Genomic DNA, 22,070 nt, shown 5'->3' with positions numbered 1-22,070 from the left:
TGCGGCCTGGCGGCGGCTCTTTTCGACCTGATGGCTTGATGAAGGGCAATAAAAAAGGCCCCTGAAGGGCCTTGGAGTAGCGCACACGTGGCAAATCGCCGGGCGGTCAGAAAACCGCCTCGCGTGTGCGCCAACGTACGAGAATAAGCTTGGTCATGGGACGAAGACGTACGCCTTCGCAAGCGATTGGTCAACCATAAAGCGGCAAGCGCCGCCCAAGATCATCCCTCGGCGGAGGGCCGGTCACGGCGCGGGCCCGCGCGGCGCCGCTCCCACCAAACGGAGAACCTGCGCCGCCATCGGCGAACGACCGGCAGATCGACGGAGAGAATCATCGCGCCGAGCGGAACCATCCAGAAGCCGAGAATCGGCAGAAAGCCGAGAAGGCCGCCCACGACAAAGGCGCCGCCAATCGACATTCGCAGAATGCGGGAGCGCGGAAGAGCAAACTGACGACCGAACAGCCAAACGCTGTTGTTGCCGACGGCGAAGGCTCGTTGCCGACGAGGGGAAACTGCCATATCGCGCCTTTCGATCGTGGTTTCGCGTGGCGTCGGCCAGACATGGGGATCGTCGGAGACAATAAGAAGGGTTGTTACCGGTCGAGATCAGACGTCTCGATTCGGCTCACGGGAACAGAATCATCGCGCCCATCGTGCTGAGGCCGATAACGATCCCGAAGAAGGCGGCGTTGACGAAGACGGTGACGAAGGTTTCGACGCGCATGGCGATGGGCTCCCCTTTCTGCGCGGCTTCAACCTGCAGAGCAGACAAGCGTTCCATGACTCGGGCGCAGTTTCAGCTCAATTAAGCCGCCGGCTGATTGACCTGTCAGTCCACGCCGATGCGCGGTCTCCCTGGCTATTGAGGGGCTGCGCACCACATTCCATTGTCCTGCCAACACGGCCCATTTCTGCGTTGACCCATGCGTGCCTCGATCTTCTACACACCGCCCGCCGACCACCCATTGACCAGAGCCACATCGATCTGGCTGGGACGCGACGCCTTCACCGGCGCAAGGACGCGCGAGGCGGATGCCGCGATCGACCCGCTGATCGTCACGCCCGCACGCTACGGCTTCCATGCCACGATCAAGGCGCCTTTTCGTCTCGCCGAAGGCACGACGTTGGATGCTCTCGACGCCGCCCTCGCCGAGTTCTGCGCCGGCCGCGCGCCCTTCGTGCTTCCCAGGCTCAGTATCCGGCGGCTTGGCGGGTTCTTCGCGCTGGTCACGGAGACGCCGCCGCCCGCCCTCGCCGCGCTGGAGAAGGATGTGGTCATGCAGTTCGACGCCTTCCGCGCCCCCCTCACCGAGGCTGAAATCCGCCGTCGCCGGCCGGAGCGCCTGACTGCCCGCCAGCGGGACCTTCTCGACCGGTGGGGCTATCCGACCGTGCTCGAGGAGTTCCGGTTCCACATGACCCTGTCCGGCGATGTTGCCGAGAAGAATCGGGACGAGGCGGAGCGCGTGATCCGCGACCACATCGGCGATGCCGAGGGAACCGCTCTCGTCTTCGACCGACTGGCGCTTTTCGTCGAGCCGGAACCCGACGCGCCCTTCACCATCCGTTCCGTTCACCCGTTTGGGGCAGCACCGCGATGAGCTCGACGCTTGTTCTCGACAACGCTCGGCTCGTTTTGCCTGATTCCGTCGTGACCGGCCACGTCGTCATCGAGGATGGCCGCATTGCCGCTCTTGCCGGAAAGACCGCCGGACATGAGGAGGACCTTGCGGGCGATTTCCTCATTCCCGGCCTAGTGGAGCTGCACACCGATCACATCGAGAGCCATTTCCTGCCGCGACCGCGCGTCAAATGGAACAAGATGGCCGCCGTTCAGGCCCATGACGCCCAGATCGCGGGATCGGGCATCACCACCGTCTTCGACGCCCTCCGAACGAGTGACGACGGTGATGCCAATGGGTGGGACGAGGAGATGCGCGCGCTGGCCGATGTGATCTCCCATGCGGTCACGGAAGACCGTGTGCGCGCAGATCACTTCATTCACCTGCGATGCGAGGTTTCGGCGGAGAATGCCGCTACGGGCTTTGAGAAGATGGTGGGCAATGATCGCCTTCGCCTGGTCTCGCTGATGGACCATGCCCCCGGCCAGCGCCAGTTTCTCGATCTTGAGACATACCGGGCCTATTACCAGCCAAGGCTTCGGCTGTCGGATGCGGAATTCGATGCGTTCTGCCGTGAGCGGATCGCCCGCTCCGAGGCCAACTCGCCCCGCAATCGCGCGCTCATCGCCGAGCGCTGCCTCGCCCTCGGCATCATTCTCGCCTCGCATGACGACGCGACGGCGGGGCACGTCGCCGAGGCGGTGGCCACCGGCATTCGACTCGCGGAATTTCCGACGACGATCACGGCGGCCGAAGCGGCGCATGAGGCAGGGATGATGACGCTGATGGGCGCTCCCAATGTGGTACGCGGCGGCTCCCACTCCGGCAATGTCTCGGCATTGGAGCTCCATCGAAAAGGGCTGCTCGCCATCCTCTCTTCGGACTACGTGCCCTTCAGCCTGCTCCAGGCAACGTTTCTCTTAGCCGAGCGCGGAGAGGCGACCCTCCCCGAGGCGATCGCCCTCGTCACCGCCCATCCGGCGGCGGCTGTAGGCCTGAACGACCGGGGCCGGCTGGCCGAGGGGCTACGGGCCGATCTCGTTCGCGTGCGCGTCAGGCCTGGGGAGCCCCCCGTCGTCGCCGGGGTCTGGCGCGAGGGACGGCGCGTCGCCTGACGTCTGACGCGGGGGTTCGAGCGCTCGCGGCCAGCGCCGAGGCGTGGCCTCCGTGCATCGCCCGAAACACTGCGGAACGATGCCGCCCTCAAGCCATTGACCTCTCAGGACAAACCAAAGCGAGGACGTCATGGCTACGCACAGTCACATGCCGCCTGTTCCCAAGGACAACGTCAGCGACAAGGGCGCCGGCGACACGACCAAGGTCGACGCGGGAGCCGCAAAGAGCGACGCTGCTCCGACAAATGCCGAAAAGCAGGGTCAGCAGGGCAATTCCAAGGTCAACACGACCCATCAAGGCTATCAGCAGGATCGATAAATCATGCCTGAAAAACCCCCGAACCCCGAACGGATCGGCGGTCCCGGGTCCAGCCACGAAAACCGCCAGCATCCCGAGAAATCGCAGCCGCGTGGAGAGCATCCCTCGGTGAAGAAGGACCGGAGCGATCTCAGCTCCGTGTCAGGCGGCGGTGGAGAATCGGATCGCCACCACGAGCAGAATGCACCCGGAAAGGCCGGACGATAGAAACGAGAACGACGACGCCCTGGGATCAAGCCTCCGGGGCGTCGCCTGCTTATGGCGTCAACGAAGGTAGGATTTCCAGACGCCGCGTTACCACCGGCGCAGTCGCAGATGAAGCGATCAACGATTCATGGCGCCATTGGCCGTCAGACCAGCGTTGCCCGCTGACGGACCGGCGAAGCCACTCCAGCGCGAGGCAGTATCGCAAATCGACGCGATAGCGTTTGATGGCGCTGCAATTCTGTGGGCTCGCGCCGGGAAAACTTGCCTTGCCGCCGTTGCCACGCGAAGGCCTGCCGAGCGCCGCATGGATCACCCGACAGGACGGCGGGAAGCCGCGTTAGGCTACTCCCGCCATAAACAATGCGGCTGGAGCGCCTCAGTCCTTGGAAGACAGCTTCCTGGAAAACGGGCCGCGCCTCTTGGCCGGCTCATCCGGCTTCGAGACCTCGAGCTCGACAGGCGTTGCCACCAGTGCGGGCTGAGCCGAAGAAGACGAGGTCACAGCCTTGACCTTCCTCGATCCCTTAGCCGGCTTGCCGGGCTTGGCCGAAACGGGTGACGCGCTGTCTGCGCCTTTCATTGCCGCCCGGCCCCGGCCACGCTTGACGGGCTCCGGCTCCGACGCGCCATCGGACGCTGACGCGGGCTGCGCGCTCGGCGCGGCAGAGGCGACCTCTTCGCCGAGCTCGCGCGCGGCTTGTTCCCAATGCTCGCTGTCGCGTCCATGGGGTCGGCCTTCACGCTCCCAGATTTCATAGGCGCGCTTGCTGATATCGTCATGATTGTGCGGTGTCATGCCTTCCCCCGTACTAAGGCAGTCTCTGAGAAAACGAGCTGGATCGTCGGAATTTACGCTGACCGAGCAACGATAGGCGTATTTGCGGCACTGCCGCAAGAGAATTGCAGGAGTTACAACCCGTTTATGGTGTGGTGCGGCGACGCGGCAACCCTTTGAGACTGCGGATTTCCCGTGAACGGCTGAATTAGCTCAAATTGTCACATCCGCAATGGGGCGAACGTTAAGGGTCGGCAAGTAATCTCGGCTGACGATGATAAAGAGATATTTTTCAACGCTGATCGAGCGCCGCCCCCTTGCGCCTCTGCGCCTGCGCCGTCTCGGCGAGGCCGGGGTGACGGCGGTCGAATTTGCGTTGATCGCCCCAGTTCTCTTCATGCTGTTCATGGGCATCGTCGAGTACGGCTTGGCAGAGGCGGCCAACATGCTGCTGAAGCACGCGACCTACACCGCCGCGCGGGAGGGGCGCACCGGCTTCTCGTCCGAAAATTCGACCCGCGAGGAAACGGTGCGCGCCATCGTGCGCAAGGAGGCCTCCTTGCTGATGGATGCCGATAAGCTCTCCATAGACAGCCGGCGCTACACTGATTTCGCGACCATGGCCTCGCCCGAGCCGTTCATCGACGCCAACGGAAACGGTATCCGCGACAACGGAGAGAACTACACCGACCTCAACGGCAACGGCCAGTACGACGGTGCCGTCGCCGGCATCGGAGGCGCAACGCAGGTCGTCGTCTACACCGTCAGCTATCCTTGGAAATTCTTCACGCCACTGATCGGGAATCTAGCCGGACACGACGGCGTGCTGACGCTGACGGCCAAGGCAGTCGTTCAGAACGAGCCATACAATACAGGGAGCTCCGGCGGCTGATGACGATCCGGACAACCAATCGGTGCTCCGTGGCCCAAATCATCGCGCAGCTGTCGAAGCGCATGCTGGGCGACAGGACGGGGGTTGCCGCCGTTGAGATGGCCCTCGCGACCCCTCTTCTCATGGTCATGCTCGGCGGAACTGTCGAGGTCACTCGCGTCATTTCGGTCCACTATGAGGTGGCCCAGATGACGAACACCGTTTCGGACGCCGTGGCTCGCTATGAGAACGGCATCGATGCGTCCGTCATCAACGCGCTCTTCAGCGTGTCAAGCGATATCGTCGGAACGAGCGACTTCAAGGACAATGGCTATGTTGTCCTCTCGTCCGTCGCGCGCGCCAAGGGCGCGAAGGACGCAAAGGTAGCGTGGCAGTGCAAGGGCGGTGGCGCGCTCGTTAGCCCCAGCGCCATCGGCAAGATCGGCCAGATTGCGACGCTTCCCAACGGATTGACCATCGACGAGGACGATAACGTCATCGTCGCGGAGGTCTTTTACAAGTACCGGCCGATCCTCACCTGGCTGCCGATCAGCGAGAGCGTGGTCTACAAGACTGCCGTGTTCCGCCCTCGCCTCGGCTCCCTCACCACCGCACCCGGATGTTGAAGGATCGCAGATAATGGCCGCCTTCCGTTCGTCAGAGCTTCTGCTCGCTGGCCTTCGGCGCCTCTTTCGGGGAAGCGGAGTTGCCGATGCCGCCCCCTCATTGGCCGCGCGCGGCTGGCGGGATGAGCGCGGCAGCGTCGTTCCGCTGATCGCCATTTCCTCGCTGGCGCTCATCGGGTGTATGGGGTTCGCCATCGACGGCGCCCGGCTGATGCTGATGAATTCGACGCTGCAATCCGCCGTCGACGCTGCTGGGTTGTCAACAGTGGCGAAGCTCGAAACCACCGCCGTGGATGAAACGGTGCGGAAATTTGCCGATGCCAACTTTTCCAGCGGCTATGTCGGCGCGAACATCGTCTCGATCGAACATAACCTCTCTTCCGATGGCAACACGCTGGAACTAACGGCAAAGGCCGAGGCGCCGACCGTCTTTATGAAGCTGTTCGGAACCGACAAGATCACCACCAGCGTCAGCACACTCATCAAGCGCAAAGTGTCCGGCCTCGAGTTGGCCATGGTCCTCGATGTTACTGGTTCGATGAATGATAACGGCAAGCTGGCGGGGCTCAAAAGCGCGGCGAACGACCTTCTCAACATACTTTATGGAGATTCCTCGACCGCAGAGAGGATCCATGTTGGGATCGTGCCCTTTTCCAAGATGGTGAACGTCGGCAAGACCAATCATACCTCATGGATGACTTCCACATCCGGTTGGAGCGGCTGCGTGGAGGCGAGAACTGAGGGGCGCGACCTGACGGACGACCCGCCGAGTGTCGCAAAATTCACCCCTTCCACATCGTCCTGCTCTCCGGCGATCACACCGCTGACGACCAGCAAGGCAAAGCTGTCGTCGGCCATCAACAGCCTTTCGGCTGGAGGCAACACCGTCATCAACTTCGGTGCAGTCTGGGGTTGGCGCTTGCTCTCGCCGCGTTGGCGCGGGCTCTGGGGCGGCGAGATGAACAACAACAATCTTCCGCTCGACTATGACTACACCAAGACGGGAATGTACAAGGCCCTGATCTTGATGACCGACGGCAAAAACGAGATCTCGGCCAGCGGCACCGCTTACGGGAAGCTGGATTGTACTTCCTATAACTGGTGGGGCGATTGCAACGGAACCTACAAAACCGATGAGCGCCTCAACATGACCGGCACGCTCAACCAGATCAACGGTGAGTTGGATTCCCGTCTTTCGAAGGTTTGCACGTCAATGAAGAATGCCGGCGTACTGGTGTACACCATTGCCTTCGGAAATCCTGCGTACAGTTCCAAGTCTCTCCTTCGAGACTGCGCCACACAGCCGAGCTATTTCTTCGACTCGGTGACAACGAGCGACCTTAAAGTCGCGTTCGCCCAGATTGGCGATTCCCTCGCCAACCTTCACATCGCCCGCTAGCCGAAGGATTCGGAAGGGCGCCGCCCTTCCGAATTGGACAGAAACTTCAACTCACGCCGCGTCACGGCCACCGATGATGCGCGTCGGAAGAACGCGCGCACCCAGCCTTTCCGCGCCGTGCCCGTCACCCGGGAAAAGCTCCACCGAATGCGGTTGCGGCTCCCAGAGTGCCTTGCGCAGGCGCTCGGCTTCCTTTTCCTTCGTAGCGCCGACGTTCGAGACCCAGGGCTGAACGACCTCGCGCGGCCTGCTCTCCTCCTGGTCTAAAAGGCGCTGAGCCTCCTCTATCTCACGGGCTGCTTCGGCCCAGTGTTCATGCTCTCTTCCGTTCGGCCGTCCCTCGCGCTCCCAAATTTCATACGCACGATTCCGGATGGCTTCCGCATTGTCCCTTACGACCATCGTCTCGCTCCGCATCTTCTTTTTGCCTTTGGGAGGCAAAGTAGGATGATCAACCAGAAGTTAAAGATGGAAAGCGAGCGTGATCGATGTCCGCTGGATATTCTTCATCCGCCGGCTACGGATTGGCTGATGCTCCCCCATCCATGGGCCACGGAAGAGCGGCTTCTAGGAGCACGGCAGCGAAGACTGGCTGACGTCCTCAGAGATACTGGTCGACAAGGAGCGCCGCGCGCTCGTCGCGTGCCCGTCCTGTCTTGCCGCCCATGACCACGACGATGACGCGCCGCCCGCCCCGGCTGGCGCTCACCACGAGGTGAAAGCCGGACGCGCGGATATAGCCGGTCTTCATGCCGTCGACGCCCGGCACCTTTCCCAGGAGCTTGTTGGTCGAGACATAATGGTGGCCGGCATAGTCGAAGGAGCCCTCGGAAAAGAGCCTGACATAGGCGGGGAAGCGCAGCCGCAGCGCGCGGGCGAGGATCGCCATGTCATGCGCTGTGGAAATCTGCCTCGGATCGGGAAGGCCCGACGGGTTGACGAAATAGGAGTGCTTCATTCCGAGCGCTCGCGCCTTGGCCGTCATCGCCCGGGCGAACGCTTCCTCTGACCCCGCCAGGTTCTCGGCGACGACGCTCGCCACGTCGTTGGTGGACTTGACCGCCATCGCCTGGATAGCGTCGCGAACCTTGATGGTCGAGCCCGGCGCCAAGCCGAGCTTGACCGCCGGTTTGGCGGCGGCCGTGGGGGAGACGAGAAGATCGTCGTCGAGTTTCAGGCGGCCGGACTGGAGCTGCTCGAACACCAGATAAAGCGACATCAGCTTGCTGAGGGAAGCCGGATAGCGCAGCCCATCCGCGTCGTCGGCATAGATCGTCGCCCCTGTTGCCTCATCGATGACGATGGCGGCAGGCGCGCGCTCCAGAACCTCACCGAACACCGGAGGAATGCTGCCGCCCGTTGCCGCCAAAGCGAGGACCGGCGGGGACTTCACCGGTGCCTGGAGAGCGAGATCGGAGGTCTGACAGGCGCCAAGGGCAAGCGTGACGACGAGCGCCGTCAGCGATGCAATGGTCGAGCGATGACGGCGCGACGGGAAGAGACGAAGAGGCACGGAGGAAGAGGCTTTCGAGGTGCGAAGTGGCCTCTGTCTTGGAGCCGCGACGGCGCCTTGTCAAACGCCATTGCGCCGCTCGCGTCAAAACCTGAGCGCGAAACCGCCTTCCGGCGAAATCGCGTTTCCTCGTCGGCGCGGTGGTCCAGCGAAGCTTCCACGCCGGCTCCGGCACCTTCCCGGCTTGATGCCGGACGATCTCCAGTCGGACGCGAAGGTGCCGTCTTGAATGCCTCAGTGCGCCATCAGGACCGGAAGACTGGCCTGCGAAAGAATGCTGCGGGTCGTGCCCCCGAGTATCCATTCACGGAAGCGCGTATGGCCGTAGGCGCCCATCACGAGAAGGTCCGCGGCAGCCCTCTGGCATTCGTTCAGCAGCATCTCGGAGATCTTCCCGCGACGCGGCAGGCGCCGCACGGTAATTTGAACGCCGTGCCGCTCGAGATGGCGCGCCATTTCCAGAAGCCCCTCGGCGGCATCCTCGCCCTCCTCCTCAGGATCCTCGACAGCGGCAAGGATGACGCTCGCCGCGCGCTTGAGAAATGGCATCGCCTCGGCGATGGCGCGCGTGGATTCAAAGGTGTCACGCCACGCGACCACCACGGTGTCGAGCCTGGAGGGAGCGGGCATGGCCGGCGGAACGAGATAGACGCTGCGGCCGCCGGCAAAGAGCGCGGCCTCGGTCAACTGCACCCATCGCGGACGGTCCTCGCCGTAGGGCCGGAGCATGATCATGATGTCGTGGCAACGCGCATAGTGAGCCACGGCCTGCACGAGATCGCCCTCGGAGCCGTCGACCCGGCGCAGCTCGCAATCCGAGCGGAGAAGCTCAAACCGCTGCCTCAGGCGATGCTCGGTGTCGTCGCCCGCCCGCCGGGCCTGGTCGAGGATGTCGGCGATGATGTCGGCGGACGTGCCGCCGCCAAGGTCGGCCGGCATGAAACGGGTCTGGAAGACGTTCGTGTAAAGTCCGACCAGGCGCGCCTCGAACTGCGCCGCCAGAGCCTCTCCGTGCGCGAGAGCGATATCGTCGCGCTCGCTGCCGTCGAGATGAACGATCATGTCCTTCACCATTGCGATCCCTCCCTCAGTCGCCGCTGTCGATGCGCCGGGCGCTCTATGGTGAGGCTCGGGTCGATCGCGCGGCCCCTGCTTCTGTCATTTGCCAGCATCCGCCCAAGGAGTCCGCGTCTCCTTGATTTGGATCATTCGCCGATCCTGAACGCGCCCCCTAAAGGCTGCGCGCTTCCTTTCCGTGGACGGCAACGGGAAAGGCTGCAAAGAAGGTGGCGTTCCGGGCCAAACATGCTAGGTCCATCACGCCCCAATCGCCATAAGACGACATCAGCCGACCGGAGCATCCGTGGCCCAGAGCGCGCTCGACAAGGACCTGAGGAAGATCACCGGGCTTGAGAGCCAGTTGCGCTCGCAAGCCCAGGCCCTCGCGGCCCCCGGTCTCACCATCGTTTTTCTCATCGGTGCCGCGGTGCTGGCGATGCTTTCGCTCAGCGACGGGCCGCTCAACCATCTGGTGCTGCTCGCCGCCGTCGTCGCGGCCTACATGGCGCTCAACATCGGCGCCAACGACGTCGCCAACAACATGGGCCCGGCCGTCGGCAGCAAGGCGCTGACGCTGGGGGGCGCTCTGCTGATCGCCGCCATCTGCGAGGCAACGGGGGCGATCCTCGCCGGCGGCGACGTGGTGTCGACGATCTCCAGCGATCTTCTCCACCCCGCCCAGGCGATGGCGCCGACCGACTTCATCCTGATCATGATGTCTGCCTCGTTGGCGGCGGCCCTGTGGACCCATCTCGCCACCTTCCTCGGAGCGCCCGTATCGACCACACACGCCGTCGTCGGCGGGGTGATCGGCGCCGGCATGGCGGCCGCGGGCGCCGATATCGTCACATGGCCGATCATGGGGTCCATCGCGGCAAGCTGGGTTATCTCGCCCCTAATGGGCGGCGCCATCGCCTCCGCTCTCCTCGCTCTCATCGACGCGGCGATCATCCATCGCCAGGATCGGGTCGCGGCGGCGCGCAGATGGGTACCGGTGCTGGTGGCGCTGATGACCGGCATCTTCGCCATGTACATCGTGGAAAAAGGTTTGCGCCGGATTTGGGCGCCGTCGGAAATGACGACGCTGCTTCTCGGCGCGGGCTTCGCGCTGCTTGGCTGGGCCGTCGCGGTGCCGTGGGTCCGACGCAACTCCATCGGGCTGGAGAACCGCGTCAAGCACGTCAGCAGCCTCTTTGCCCTGCCGCTGATCATGGCCACCGGCCTGCTGTCCTTCGCGCACGGCGCCAACGATGTCGCGAACGCCGTCGGCCCGCTTGCCGCCATCGTCTCCGCCGCCGCCAGCGGATCGACCACCGGCAACGTCGTGGCCCTCCCCATCTGGGTGCTCGCCATTGGTGGCGTCGGCATCGCGGTTGGGCTGTCGCTGTTCGGCCCACGCGTCATCCGCACGGTCGGCCAGATGATCACCAAGATGAACGAGATGCGCGCCTATTGCGTCGCGCTGTCGGCGGCCGTCACGGTGCTTCTGGCCTCGGCGCTCGGCCTGCCCGTCTCCTCGACGCACATTGCCGTGGGCGCGGTCTTCGGCGTCGGCTTCCTGCGCGAATGGAAGTCGAATCGCGGCCTGCCCAATCCAGGCGTCCAACCGCGCTCGCTCTTCCTGCGAACGTCCAAGCTGAACAAGACACCGCAGGAGGCCATCAAGAATTTCCAGAAGCGCGAGCGAAGACGCCTGGTGCGCCGGCAGCACGCCTTTGGCATCGCTGCGGCCTGGATTGTGACCGTGCCCGCGTCGATGCTTCTTTCCGCGCTGCTCTATTTGCTTCTCGGCGCCCTCGCCGCCTGACCGTCGGCGGCCGTCCGCGACCGATCGGCAGAGAGCCGTCCGCGCACCTTCTGTTCCAGGCGAACGGCAAGTTCGGCAATCGGCTTGTCGGTGATGAGACGTTTCACCTCGGGCAAGATCGCCCAGTGGCGATAGCGCTGGCCGCTTTCCTGCCACTCCTCGTGCTGCTCCGTGACCTTCAGCGGATAGACCTCGACCTCCACCACGCGGGTGCGAAGGCCGCGCTTCACCGTGCGATAGGAGCCGATCGGCATCGTCTCGACCTCGCCCACGACGCCCGCTTCCTCGAGCGCTTCCTGCTTGGCCGTTTGCCAGGGAGTGAGGCCCTCCATGGGCGCTCCCTTGGGGAAAATCCATCGGCCGCTCCGACGCGATGTGATCAATAGGAAGACCACCTCGCCGTCGACGACGGTGTAGGGCATGGCGCCGGACTGCACGACGCTCGGCGACTCGCTGCGCAACATGGATCGGTCCAACCAGCGCTCGTACAGCATCTCAAACATGGTCGAACCCCATTTCCGGCTTCACCTCGAGTGTAGAAAAAGAACGCAACCTCACCGACCGAGGGCGCGACAATGCCTGCAAAGCCTTCCGGCCTCAACAATCAATCGCGGTTGAATCCGTCAACTAACGTAGACGGATCGCGAATGTCCAATACACCGCCATTGTTTACGTGGCTCATTCGCAGAAAACTGGCCGCCTCCCCCAACATCTCATCATCGCCTGTCCGGAAGCTGGGGGATGGAGCGCGGAGGACAAAACGGCTATGCCGGCGCCCAATTCCATTCCTTCCCAAGGAGCATGCACCATGACCGACCTTCCCGACCGTCTCTCGATTGATCCATCCAGCCCATACTTCGACGCCAGCCTGCTCGAGCGCGGCGTCGGCATCCGCTTCAAGGGGGTGGAGAGAAACAATGTCGAAGAGTACTGTGTCAGCGAAGGCTGGATCCGCGTCCAGGCCGGTCAGTCGAAGGATCGTTTCGGGCGGCCGATGACCATGAAGCTGAAGGGCCCCGTAGAGCCATTCCTGCGTGAGCCGGAAACAGAAGCGCCTTCCGAGTAGAGACCGGGGGCGATACTCGCCCCGGCCCCTATCTCCAGTTCGCCACGCCGCGTGACATCGACTGCAGAAGTCAAAAAAAAGCCGGGTTCTTGAAAAGAACCCGGCTCAAGAAAGGGCTTCCTTAGAAGCAAACCCTTGGGAGGAAACAGTCAACCAGGACGTGGGAGGAGGAATCGCCCGTGGCTGACAAGAATTAAGATAGGCTATTTTTCCCGAGGCACCAGCATGGGATCATCATGCCTCCCATGCACATCGCGCATGACCATCAGAGAGCCTTGGAGCGAGGGATTGACTGCAAGAACAGAACAAAAGTCCTGCGATTGCTAGGGATTGCCGCCGTTCCAGTCGTGCCGAGCCCTTCGGTCGCCACCACAGAAAACGTGAACAGCGCTCGGGAACCCCGGTTCAGCGCGACACGCAGCGCTTCACGCAAGTCTCGTGATTTTTCATCTGCAGGGCGAAGCCGGCAAAAAGGCTTTCGAGGATGGCGGTGCCCGTTTCGACCAGATCGAAATCCGCATTGCAGCGCAGCCATTCGGTCAGCAGCCCGCCGATGCAACAGAAGAAGGCCCTGGCGGCGATCGTCGGCGTCCATCCGGCGGCCAACTGCCCGTTCGCCATCGCCTTTTCGAAGCTCGCGACGACCAGCCCCTCCAGGCACTGCTCGGCCTCGTTCCGGCGCATCAGCGCGTCCTGCATCTCACCCACATACTCGCAGCGAAAGAGGATGATCGAATAGACGAGGCGCGCATGCTCATCGTCCTTGATTCGCACGAGGGCATCCAGTGTGGTGGCATGAAGTCCGCCAAGGACATCGTCCGACGACAGAACGTCCCGGACCTGGAGAAGCTGCTCCTGGGGCAGGCATACCCGGTCCTGCATGGCGCGAAAGAGATCGAGTTTGTTATCGAAATGCCAATAGATCGCGCCGCGCGTAACAGACGCAGCAGAGGCCACTTCCGCCAGCGAAGTGGCAGCAACCCCCTTTTCATAAAAGACCTTTTCCGCAGCATCGATAATAGCGCTGCGTGTCTCCTCCGCCTCCTGCTTCGTCCTCCGCACTCCGTTTCCTCAAGCTCCCGCTTGTTTCCATTCATCCACGTATGTATGTCTACAGCCGGAATTGCAATGCCGGCGAGGGACGGCAAGATAAATTCGGCCGGCGACGCCGGCCTGTTTGGTCGGTGAAGATGCCATTGTTTTCAGATTTTTCGCGCGGCGCGCTTGTCGCCGCGACACTTGCCTTCTGGTTGGCCGGCCCTGCCTCGGCCCAGATGGGTGGCCAGATGCCGCCCCCGACGGTGTCGATTGAGACGGTAAAGCCTCAACCGCTTCCCCTGACCTTCGAGTACGCCGGCCGCGTGGTCGCCTCGCGCGAGGTCGAGGTGCGCGCCCGTGTCGCCGGCATTCTGCTCGAGCGCAAGTTCGAGGAGGGTGCACGGGTCGAGAAGGGTCAGGTGCTGTTCCAGATCGATCCCAAGCCTTATCAGGCGGAGGTGGCGGCGGCCCAGGCCGCCGTCCAGCAGGCCGAAGCTCAGCTCGCGCAGACCCAGCGCCAGGAAAAGCGCGCCCAGGAGCTGGTCCGCCGTCAGGCGACGAGCCAAGCAACCCTCGATGACGCCACCTCGGCGCGCGAGCTCGCCGAAGCCCAGCTCGCCGCGGCACAGGCCAAGCTTCAGACGGCCCAGTTGTCGCTGCAATATGCCACCGTGGAGGCACCGGTCAGCGGCATCACCAGCCTGGAACAGGTGCCGGAAGGCAGCCTGCTCTCCAACGGCGATCTCTTGACCAAGATCAGCCAGCTCGACCCGATCTACGTCAACTTCTCGGCTCCCGACACCGAGACCTCCTTCATCCGCCGGCTGCTTGATCAAAAGGATGGGGAGACGCAGCTCAGTGTCGGCGTCGAATTCGGCGACGGCACGAAGTATGATCAGACGGGCTCCATCGATTTCACCTCGTCGAGCATCGATCAGGACACCGGAACGATCCTGTCGCGGGCGGTTCTTCCCAATCCCAATTCGCGTCTTCTGCCCGGCCAGTTCGTCCGTGTCATCGTGTCGGGCATCGTGGTCCCGGATGCAGTGACGATCCCGACCGAGGCTCTGATGCAGAGCCCCCAGGGCCCGTTCGTCTATACGGTTGGCGAAAAGGACGTCGTTGCCATCGCGCCGATCCAGATCGGCCGTGAGATCGGCGGCCGCACGGTCATCAATTCCGGCCTCAAGGCGGGCGACCGCGTCATCACCGCGGGCGTCATAAAGGCGCGCCCGAACGCACCCGTCAAAATCGATACGGGCCAGGGAGGACAGCCTCAGCAGGAGAAGTCTGAGCAAGGTCAGCCTCAGCAGGGTCAACCCCAACAGGATAAGGCCCAGCCGGATAAGGCCCCGTCCCCCGCTGAGGCCAAGCAAGCCGAAGCGCCCGCGGAGGCCAGCAAGTGAGTTCGCGCTTTTTCGTCGACCGGCCGGTTTTCGCATCGGTCATTTCCATCGTCATCGTCCTCGCGGGACTGATGGCGCTCCGCATTCTGCCGATCGAGCAATATCCCGAGCTCGTGCCGCCGCAGGTGGTCATCACCGCCAACTATCCGGGCGCCAGCGCGCTCACGGTGGCGCAGACCGTCGCCGCTCCCATCGAGCAGCAGGTGAACGGCGTCGAGGACATGCTCTACATGCAGTCCGTGAATTCCTCGTCGGGCAATTCACAGATCACCGTGACCTTCGCCAGCGGCACTGACCCCGATCAGGCGACCATCAACGTCAACAACCGCGTTCAGCAGGCCACGGCGCTTCTGCCCGAGGAAGTGCAGCGCCTCGGCGTCACCGTGGCAAAGCGCTCTACCTCGATTTTGGCCATCGTCGCCATGTCCTCCAGCGACGAGCGCTACGACGCCACCTATGTCAGTAACTACGCGCTGCTTTACGTCCTCGACGAATTGAAGCGCGTGCCGGGCGTCGGCGAAGCCCAGCTCTTCGGCTCCAGGAACTATTCCATGCGCATCTGGCTGCGGCCCGATGCCTTGGCGCAGTACGGTCTGACGCCGGCAGATGTCGCGACCGCCATCCGCGAGCAGAACGCCCAGTTCGCGGCCGGACAGTTTGGCGCCGAGCCAAGCCCCAACGAGCTCGCGTTCACCTACTCGGTGACCACCGAGGGCCGGTTGCCGGACGCGGCGGCCTTCGAGAACATCATCCTCAAGTCCGACGCCAATGCTTCGCAGCTGTTGCTCAAGGATGTCGCGCGGGTCGAGCTCGGCGCGCAGGACTACAGCTTCAACGGCATGCTCAACAACAACCCGACAGTGCCGATCGGCATCTATCTTCAGCCGGGCGCGAACGCTCTCGACACCATCGCGGCGGTGGACAGCCGGATGAAAGAGCTTTCGGCGCAGTTCCCCGACGGCATCAGCTATTCCATTCCGTTCGACACGACGAAGTTCGTCCAGGCATCCATCGACGAGGTCATCCACACCTTCATCGAAGCGATGGTGCTGGTGTTCATCGTCGTCTTCATCTTCCTCCAGAGCTTCCGGGCGACCCTCATCCCAATGATTGCGGTCCCGGTCTCGATCGTCGGCACGTTCGGCGTGCTTCTCGCGCTGGGATTCTCCCTCAATCTTCTGACGCTGTTCGGTCTGGTTCTCGCCATCGGCATCGTCGTTGACGACGCCATCGTGGTGCTCGAGAACGTCGAACGCATCATGACGCAGGAGGGGCTTCCACCAAAGGAAGCGACGGTGAAGGCAATGTCGGAGGTGACGGGGCCGGTCATCGCCATCGTCCTCGTGCTCTGCGCCGTGTTTGTGCCGGTCGCCTTCCTGGGCGGCCTTGCCGGAACCATGTACCGCCAGTTCGCCGTGACAATCGCGGTGTCCGTGACCATTTCGGGCATTGTGGCGCTGACGCTGACGCCCGCTCTTTGCAGCATCATCCTGAAGCCGACGCACGGGGAACCCTGGGCACCCTTCCGCTGGTTCAATCGCGGCTTCGACGCGCTGACCAACGCATATGGCGTGGGCGTCTCCTTCATCATGAGGCGCGTCGTCGTCGCTTTCGTCCTGTTCGCCACCATCATCGGCGGCGCCTACTACTTTCTCACCACCCTGCCCGGCGCTCTCGTTCCAGACGAGGACCAGGGCGTGCTTTTCGTGGTTGGCATTCTACCGCCGGCTGCCTCTCTCAGCCGCACCACGGATGTGATGCAGCAGGTGACCGACAACCTTTCGCACCACCCCGCTGTCCGGGACACGGTGGCTTTCGCCGGCTTCGATCTTCTTGCCGGCGTGGGGCGCACCAGTTCGGGCGCGGCCTTCGTCTCGTTGAAGGATTGGGATGAGCGCAAGGATCCAAGCGAGGATGCGCGCGCCCTTCCTGGCCCGTTTATGGGCATGAACGCCGGCATCAAGGATGCGATGGTCCTCGCCTTCAATCCGCCGCCGATCATCGGCTTGTCGACCACGGGCGGTTTCGATCTCTATGTGCAGGACCGCACCGGCCGTGGCCCACAGGCGCTGATCGACGTGACCAACGCCCTCGTCGCTGAAACTGCGAAGCGGCCGGAGCTTGCCGGCGTTCGCAGCAGCTTCTCGGCGAACGTGCCGCAGTATCAGGTCGACGTCGATCGCGAGAAGGCGAAGGCGCTGGGCGTGCCCATCTCCTCGATCTTCACGACGATGCAGTCGACGTTCGGCAGCCTTTACGTCAACGACTTCACCCTGCTCGGACGCAATTATCGCGTCTCGCTGCAGTCCGAGGCGAGCTTCCGCGAAAAGCCGGAGGACCTCAACTTCGTTTATGTGAAGGCGGACAGCGGCTCGATGATCCCGCTTTCGACGCTTGTTTCCGTGAAGCGCGTCGTCGGCCCGGACCTCATCGAACGCTTCAACTCCTTCATCTCGGCCAAGGTCAGCGGCGGCCCTGCCCCCGGCTACTCCTCGGGTCAGGCGCTGAAGGCGATGCAGGAGGTCGCCAAGACCTTGCCGGAAGGCTATGAGATCGCCTGGACCGGCTCCGCCTATCAGGAAATCGCCACCGGCGGCACCGGCTTCACCGCCGTGGTCTTCGGCATCATCATGATCTTCCTGATCCTCGCCGCCCAGTATGAGCGCTGGTCGCTGCCGCTCGCGGTCATCCTGGCGGTGCCCTTCGCCATCTGTGGCGCACTCCTCGCCATCTGGCTGCGTGGCCTCAACAACGACGTCTATTTCCAGATCGGGCTCGTGACCCTGGTGGGGCTCGCGGCAAAGAACGCGATCCTGATCGTTGAGTTCGCTGTTCTGAAGCGAGACGAGGGCCTCACCGCGTTCGATGCAGCGCTGGAGGGCGCGAAGCTGCGCTTCCGCCCCATCATCATGACGTCGCTCGCGTTTGTTCTCGGCGTCGTGCCGCTGGCGATCTCGACCGGCGCCGGCTCGGCGAGCCGCCACTCCATCGGCACGGGCGTCATCGGCGGCATGTTGATGGCGACCTTCGTCGCCACCTTCTTCATCCCGTTGTTCTATCGCCTGCTGGCTCGAGGCACCAAGCGCCGGGGGCATGAAACCTCCACGGAGGCAACGGCGACGCCGGCCGAGTAGGGCCGGCGGTCGGGAAAACCGAAGGCGACCTGCCAGACGATAGAAATGCGGCGGACCGGCAATGGCTGGCCCGCCGCTTTCTTTTGTCGGTGATGACGGTCGAAAGAACACTCGCAGAGCAAGCCGATTTGCCAGCCAACTGCTGTGGCGCCTAGACGAAGACCCGCAGCACGATCATGCGAGGAAGAGGTCGACGAAAGAAGTCACCCGTTGCCTCGCGGTCCATGGCTCAAGCGCCCAGCCATGACGCGTCAGCCATGACGCGTCAGCGAAGCGACGATCGACACTGGCCCAATAGGCTCGGCGGCGGCAATGGACAGTGTTGCGAGAAGGGCATCAGCCAAAGCAAAGGCGGCGAGCCGACAAAGGTGCCGGCTCGCCGCTTTTGCTTGTAGATGACGAAGAAAGCTGTCCGGGCGGAAGAAACGCTCCCTCAGTGTGCCGAGGCGCCCGCCGCTTGCTGCGGCTTCTTTATGAAGACCAGGAGCACGATCAGCCCAACGAACAGCACCGTTAGGCCGAGAAACACATCGGCGAACGACATCACCGTCGCCTCGCGGCGCACCATCTGCGCCATCTGGCTCAAAGCCGCCGACTGCCCATCCACCCCACTGGCGGAGAGATTGGCCGCCATGTTGGCGATCTGGTCCTCGACCACACCCCTGCCCCACCGGATCTGATCCGACAGCCGCTCAACATGCAGTGTGCTGCGGTCGGTCAACATCGTGTTGATGACGGCGAGTCCCACGGCGCCGCCGAGGTTGCGAGTCAGGTTGAACAGCCCGGAGGCGCCCTTCATCTGCCTGGGCGGCAGGGTGCCGAGGGCGATGTTGTTGATCGGCACCATCGCCATCATCATGCCCATCCCGCGCAGAATCTGGGGAATAAAGAGCTCCCAGAAGTCCCAGTCATGGGTGAGATCGGACATCAGCCAAGTGCCCATGGCGAAAGCGCCGAAGCCCATCGCCATCATCACCCTGAGATCGAGCTTGTTCGACAGAATGCCCGAGATCGGTGCCATGAAGAACATGGTCAAGCCGGAGACGAACATCGTCTCGCCGATCATCAGCGAGTCATAGCCACGGATGCGCCCGAGATAGATGGGATAGAGATAGGTGAGGCCGTAGAGCCCGACGCCCATGATGAAGGAGAACAGGGACCCGAACGTGAAGTTGAGGTTGCCGAAGGCGGAAAGATCGACAATCGGTTCCTGCGCCGTGAACGCCCGCAGGAAGAAGAGGACGCAGCCGACGGCGCTGACGATGGCGCAGATGAGGATGACGCGATCGTCGAACCAGTCGTTGCTCGGTCCCTCCTCCAGCACATATTCCAGCGCGCCGAGGAAGCTGGCGAGGCCGAGAAGCCCCCACCAGTCGAACTTGCTAAAGAGGCTGAGTTCCGGCTTGTCGAAGTCGATCAGCGTCCACGCCAGGATGACGACGATGATGCCCGGAGGCACGTTGACGAGGAAAAGCCAGTGCCAGGAGAAGGCGTGGCTGAGATAGCCGCCGACCGTCGGGCCGATCGTCGGCGCCAGGGTCGCCACCAGACCGATCATCGGCGAGACGATGGCGCGCTTGGATGGCGGGAAGATCGTGAAGGCTGCGGCGAAGACGCTGGGGATCATGCCGCCGCCGATAAAGCCCTGCAGCGCACGGTAGACGATCATCTGGTCGATGTTCGACGCCGTCGCGCAGAGCATCGAGGCCATGGTGAAGCCCGCCGCCGAGAGCGTGAAGAGCACCCGCGTCGAGAGCAGGCGGCCGAGAAAGCCCGACAGCGGGATCATGATCACCTCGGCGATCAGATAGGCCGTCTGCACCCACGCGATCTCATCAGACGAGGCCGACAAGCCCGCCTGGATTTCCGCGAGTGAGGCCGAGACGATCTGGATGTCCAGGATCGCCATGAACATGCCGAGGACCATGGTCATGAACGCGGCCATCTTCCCCAGGGAAAGGGAATCGTCCGCCGCTCCGCCCGGACGGGCGGCTGTCGTCTCTGACATTGGTTTCTCTTTCTGGCGCGTCAGCGCCCCGCGTCGGCGACGGCCTGTCCCGGCTCGGGCGCCGTGCGGGTGTCGATGGCGACAACTGCGGACAGCCCCGGACGCAACGCTTTCTGAAGCTCCGCGACCTGGTCGATATGGATTCTCACCGGAACGCGCTGAACGATCTTGGTGAAGTTGCCGGTGGCGTTGTCGGCAGGCAGAAGGGAGAACACCGAGCCCGACGCTGGAGAGATGCTGGCAACGGAGCCGCTGAACGTGTGGTCAGGCAGCGCATCGATCGTGATGTTGACCTTCTCGCCGGCAACGATATCGGCCATCTCCGTTTCCTTGAAGTTGGCGCTGATGAACACGTCTTCGAGAGGGACCAACGCGGCCATCTTGCGCCCGGCCGCGACGAGATCGCCCGGCTGAACCGCCAGATTGCCGATGACGCCGTCGTAAGGTGCGGTGATGGTGGTGAACGAAAGATCCCGCTGGGCGCTCTTCAGCGCCACCTCGAGTTCTCCGATTTCCGTCTCTGCCTCGGTCGCCTGCGCATCGAGAACGGAAATATTGGCCTTGGCGGCGGCCACCGCCGCCTTCATGCCCACCAGATTGGCTGCCGCCTTGTCTCGCGCGCTCTGCGCCTCGTCCAGCGTCGCTCGCGAACCGACCTTCGTGCTGAGCAGGTTCTTCGCGCGGCCAAGCGTCAATTCGGCCTGCTGGAGTGTGGCCTCGGCCACTTCCACATTCGCCTGGGCCTGAGCGACCTGTTCCCGGGCCGCATCACGCTGCGAGTGAATGCGCTCCACCGCAGCACGCTGGGTCGCGATCTTCGCGGCGGCCGAATCGACCGCGAGATGGAAATCGCCGGGATCTATCTCGAAGATCGTCTGGCCTTCGCGAACGAACTCGTTGTCCTCGACCAGCACATTCTTGATGTAGCCGCTAATCTTCGGCGAGAGGACAGTCATATCGGCCGACAGATAGGCGTCGTCGGTCGAGATCATGAACCGGCCTTCCGTCCACCAATAGTGACCGAAATAGCTTCCGCCGCCGATCGCGGCGAGCGCCACAATGGCAAGGATGAGCTTGCCTTTGCCTCGCTTCGGCTTGGCGGCAGGAGCAGCACCCGCCCCGGTTCCGGGCTGCGGCGCAACGGACGTCTGACCGGCTTCGGCCTTCGGCATGTCGCCCTTGGGCGCCCGATCGTCGGCAACACGGGTCTCGGTAGCGGCCTTTTCGGCCGTTGGCACATCATCAAGCATCGCAATCTCGGATTAATCGCACCGAACCGTTCGGTTCGATGTTGACATATAGCCAAACAAAACGCATTTCAAGCGCAAGGCACCACCGCCGGCGCATAGGTATCATGCGCTCTAGCAGTTAATACGAATGGCTTAAGGGCCGTTGCAGCGGGGTCCGGCCGCCGGCCTCGAAGAAGCAGGTGAATTTTTTGGAAACGCGTGAAGCGAATAGCCGGGCCCCGGCAGGACATGATCCCGTCAAGCGCCAGCAGATCATGGACGGTGCACGCGCCGTATTCAACCGGCTTGGCTTCGACATCGCCAGTATGAACGATATCTGCCAGGAGGCAGGCGTCTCAAAAAGCACGCTCTATGTCTACTTCCGTTCAAAAGAAGAGCTCTTTTCCGCGCTCGTTGCGGAGGCGCGTGACCGTAAAATCGAGGCTCTTTCGCAGCTTCTCAACGATCCGCGTGATCCGGCCCGAGTGTTGAGGACCTTCGGCATCCGACTGGCCACGACGATGACATCGGACGAGATCATCCGCACCCACCGCACCATCATCGCCGTCGCTGAACGGATGCCCGAGATCGGAAGCTGTTTCTATAAGGAAGGCCCGCGTCGGGGAATCGCGATGTTGAGCGATTATCTCGCCGCCGCGACAGAGGTTGGCGCGCTGGCGATCGACGATCCGGAATTCGCCGCCTCGCAATTCGGAGAGCTCTGCTTCGCCGGCCACTTGCGCCGTCGCCTCTTCTGCCGCGAGACTGAGCCGCCCAGCGAAGCGGAAATCGCGCATACGGTCGAAAAAGCCGTCTGGCTCTTCATGAAAGGCTACGGCGCTTCTGCCAAGCCAACGAACTATTGATCGCTGGG

Annotated in this window: 21 protein-coding genes; 11 read left to right on the top strand and 10 right to left on the bottom strand. The window is 63.0% G+C overall.

The features are described 5' to 3' along the window. Positions 1–221: 221 nt before the first annotated feature. Both B5D38_RS20060 and B5D38_RS22420 read right to left on the bottom strand, forming a co-directional pair. Positions 222–521, bottom strand: coding sequence for a hypothetical protein (locus B5D38_RS20060; RefSeq protein WP_078710232.1), 300 nt, complete (start codon positions 519–521; stop codon positions 222–224). A gap of 106 nt (positions 522–627) precedes the next feature. Further along, positions 628–774 carry a hypothetical protein gene (locus B5D38_RS22420; RefSeq protein ID WP_207553004.1) on the bottom strand — a complete coding sequence of 49 codons (147 nt, stop codon included), beginning with the start codon at positions 772–774 and terminating at the stop codon, positions 628–630. A gap of 151 nt (positions 775–925) precedes the next feature. Here B5D38_RS22420 and B5D38_RS20055 point away from each other — a divergent pair, with 151 nt between their 5' ends. The 3 genes from B5D38_RS20055 to B5D38_RS21910 all read left to right on the top strand — a co-directional run bounded on the left by B5D38_RS20055 (position 926) and on the right by B5D38_RS21910 (position 3,058). Continuing rightward, positions 926–1,603, top strand: a complete 678-nt coding sequence (locus B5D38_RS20055) for a DUF1045 domain-containing protein (protein WP_078710231.1) — start codon at positions 926–928, stop codon at positions 1,601–1,603. Then, positions 1,600–2,739 carry an alpha-D-ribose 1-methylphosphonate 5-triphosphate diphosphatase gene (locus tag B5D38_RS20050; protein ID WP_078710230.1) on the top strand — a complete coding sequence of 380 codons (1,140 nt, stop codon included), beginning with the start codon at positions 1,600–1,602 and terminating at the stop codon, positions 2,737–2,739. Before B5D38_RS20055 ends, B5D38_RS20050 begins: the two co-directional genes overlap by 4 nt. A gap of 130 nt (positions 2,740–2,869) precedes the next feature. Then, positions 2,870–3,058: a hypothetical protein gene (locus tag B5D38_RS21910; protein ID WP_116002867.1), complete on the top strand. Its 189-nt coding sequence runs from the start codon at positions 2,870–2,872 to the stop codon at positions 3,056–3,058. A gap of 583 nt (positions 3,059–3,641) precedes the next feature. Here B5D38_RS21910 and B5D38_RS20040 read toward each other — a convergent pair. Then, positions 3,642–4,061 (bottom strand): DUF2934 domain-containing protein, encoded by a 420-nt coding sequence (locus tag B5D38_RS20040; protein WP_078710228.1) that lies wholly within the window; start codon positions 4,059–4,061, stop codon positions 3,642–3,644. 253 nt (positions 4,062–4,314) lie between these two features. On the opposite strand from B5D38_RS20040, the gene B5D38_RS20035 reads away from it, so the two are divergent. Genes B5D38_RS20035 through B5D38_RS20025 form a run of 3 tightly spaced genes read left to right on the top strand, consistent with a single transcriptional unit; the run spans position 4,315 to position 6,936 of the window. Beyond that, on the top strand, positions 4,315–4,932 hold the full coding sequence (locus B5D38_RS20035; RefSeq protein ID WP_078710227.1) for a TadE/TadG family type IV pilus assembly protein: 618 nt from the start codon (positions 4,315–4,317) through the stop codon (positions 4,930–4,932). Continuing rightward, complete coding sequence (locus B5D38_RS20030; RefSeq protein ID WP_078710226.1) at positions 4,932–5,537, top strand: TadE/TadG family type IV pilus assembly protein; 606 nt, start codon at positions 4,932–4,934, stop codon at positions 5,535–5,537. Before B5D38_RS20035 ends, B5D38_RS20030 begins: the two co-directional genes overlap by 1 nt. A 13-nt stretch (positions 5,538–5,550) precedes the next feature. Beyond that, the gene (locus tag B5D38_RS20025; RefSeq protein WP_078710225.1) at positions 5,551–6,936 is read left to right on the top strand and encodes a pilus assembly protein TadG-related protein; all 1,386 of its coding nucleotides are present in this window, start codon (positions 5,551–5,553) and stop codon (positions 6,934–6,936) included. Positions 6,937–6,987: 51 nt separating this feature from the next. Here the strand turns inward: B5D38_RS20025 and B5D38_RS20020 are convergent, their stop codons facing one another. From B5D38_RS20020 to B5D38_RS20010, 3 genes are all read right to left on the bottom strand, one after another. Beyond that, positions 6,988–7,338 (bottom strand): DUF2934 domain-containing protein, encoded by a 351-nt coding sequence (locus tag B5D38_RS20020; protein ID WP_078710250.1) that lies wholly within the window; start codon positions 7,336–7,338, stop codon positions 6,988–6,990. A gap of 199 nt (positions 7,339–7,537) precedes the next feature. Continuing rightward, positions 7,538–8,449: a D-alanyl-D-alanine carboxypeptidase family protein gene (locus B5D38_RS20015; RefSeq protein WP_078710224.1), complete on the bottom strand. Its 912-nt coding sequence runs from the start codon at positions 8,447–8,449 to the stop codon at positions 7,538–7,540. A 234-nt stretch (positions 8,450–8,683) separates the two neighbouring features. Further along, positions 8,684–9,523: a universal stress protein gene (locus B5D38_RS20010; RefSeq protein WP_078710223.1), complete on the bottom strand. Its 840-nt coding sequence runs from the start codon at positions 9,521–9,523 to the stop codon at positions 8,684–8,686. A 289-nt stretch (positions 9,524–9,812) separates the two neighbouring features. Between B5D38_RS20010 and B5D38_RS20005 the strand changes: the two genes are divergently transcribed. Continuing rightward, positions 9,813–11,315: an inorganic phosphate transporter gene (locus tag B5D38_RS20005; protein ID WP_078710222.1), complete on the top strand. Its 1,503-nt coding sequence runs from the start codon at positions 9,813–9,815 to the stop codon at positions 11,313–11,315. Here the strand turns inward: B5D38_RS20005 and B5D38_RS20000 are convergent. After that, entirely contained in the window at positions 11,285–11,818 is a 534-nt protein-coding gene (locus tag B5D38_RS20000) for an NUDIX hydrolase (RefSeq protein ID WP_078710221.1), read from the bottom strand. The two genes, B5D38_RS20005 and B5D38_RS20000, sit on opposite strands and share 31 nt — an antisense overlap. Before the next feature lie 305 nt (positions 11,819–12,123). On the opposite strand from B5D38_RS20000, the gene B5D38_RS19995 reads away from it, so the two are divergent. Then, positions 12,124–12,381 (top strand): DUF3297 family protein, encoded by a 258-nt coding sequence (locus B5D38_RS19995; protein WP_078710220.1) that lies wholly within the window; start codon positions 12,124–12,126, stop codon positions 12,379–12,381. Positions 12,382–12,786: 405 nt separating this feature from the next. Here the strand turns inward: B5D38_RS19995 and B5D38_RS19990 are convergent, their stop codons facing one another. Beyond that, positions 12,787–13,443, bottom strand: a complete 657-nt coding sequence (locus B5D38_RS19990) for a TetR family transcriptional regulator (RefSeq protein WP_078710219.1) — start codon at positions 13,441–13,443, stop codon at positions 12,787–12,789. 128 nt (positions 13,444–13,571) lie between these two features. Between B5D38_RS19990 and B5D38_RS19985 the strand changes: the two genes are divergently transcribed. Both B5D38_RS19985 and B5D38_RS19980 read left to right on the top strand, forming a co-directional pair. Continuing rightward, positions 13,572–14,825: an efflux RND transporter periplasmic adaptor subunit gene (locus B5D38_RS19985; RefSeq protein WP_078710218.1), complete on the top strand. Its 1,254-nt coding sequence runs from the start codon at positions 13,572–13,574 to the stop codon at positions 14,823–14,825. After that, positions 14,822–17,959 (top strand): efflux RND transporter permease subunit, encoded by a 3,138-nt coding sequence (locus tag B5D38_RS19980; protein ID WP_078710217.1) that lies wholly within the window; start codon positions 14,822–14,824, stop codon positions 17,957–17,959. Before B5D38_RS19985 ends, B5D38_RS19980 begins: the two co-directional genes overlap by 4 nt. Positions 17,960–18,392: 433 nt before the next feature. On the opposite strand, the gene B5D38_RS19975 is transcribed toward B5D38_RS19980, so the two are convergent. After that, entirely contained in the window at positions 18,393–19,967 is a 1,575-nt protein-coding gene (locus tag B5D38_RS19975) for a DHA2 family efflux MFS transporter permease subunit (RefSeq protein WP_078710216.1), read from the bottom strand. A gap of 20 nt (positions 19,968–19,987) precedes the next feature. Continuing rightward, on the bottom strand, positions 19,988–21,217 hold the full coding sequence (locus B5D38_RS19970) for an HlyD family secretion protein (RefSeq protein ID WP_245319419.1): 1,230 nt from the start codon (positions 21,215–21,217) through the stop codon (positions 19,988–19,990). A gap of 254 nt (positions 21,218–21,471) precedes the next feature. Between B5D38_RS19970 and B5D38_RS19965 the strand changes: the two genes are divergently transcribed. Next, positions 21,472–22,062, top strand: coding sequence for a TetR/AcrR family transcriptional regulator (locus tag B5D38_RS19965; RefSeq protein ID WP_131829978.1), 591 nt, complete (start codon positions 21,472–21,474; stop codon positions 22,060–22,062). Positions 22,063–22,070: the final 8 nt, after the last annotated feature.

The organism is Consotaella salsifontis, from assembly GCF_900167365.1.
Lineage (GTDB): Bacteria > Pseudomonadota > Alphaproteobacteria > Rhizobiales > Rhizobiaceae > Consotaella > Consotaella salsifontis.
This window is presented reverse-complemented; position numbering and strand designations above follow the sequence as displayed.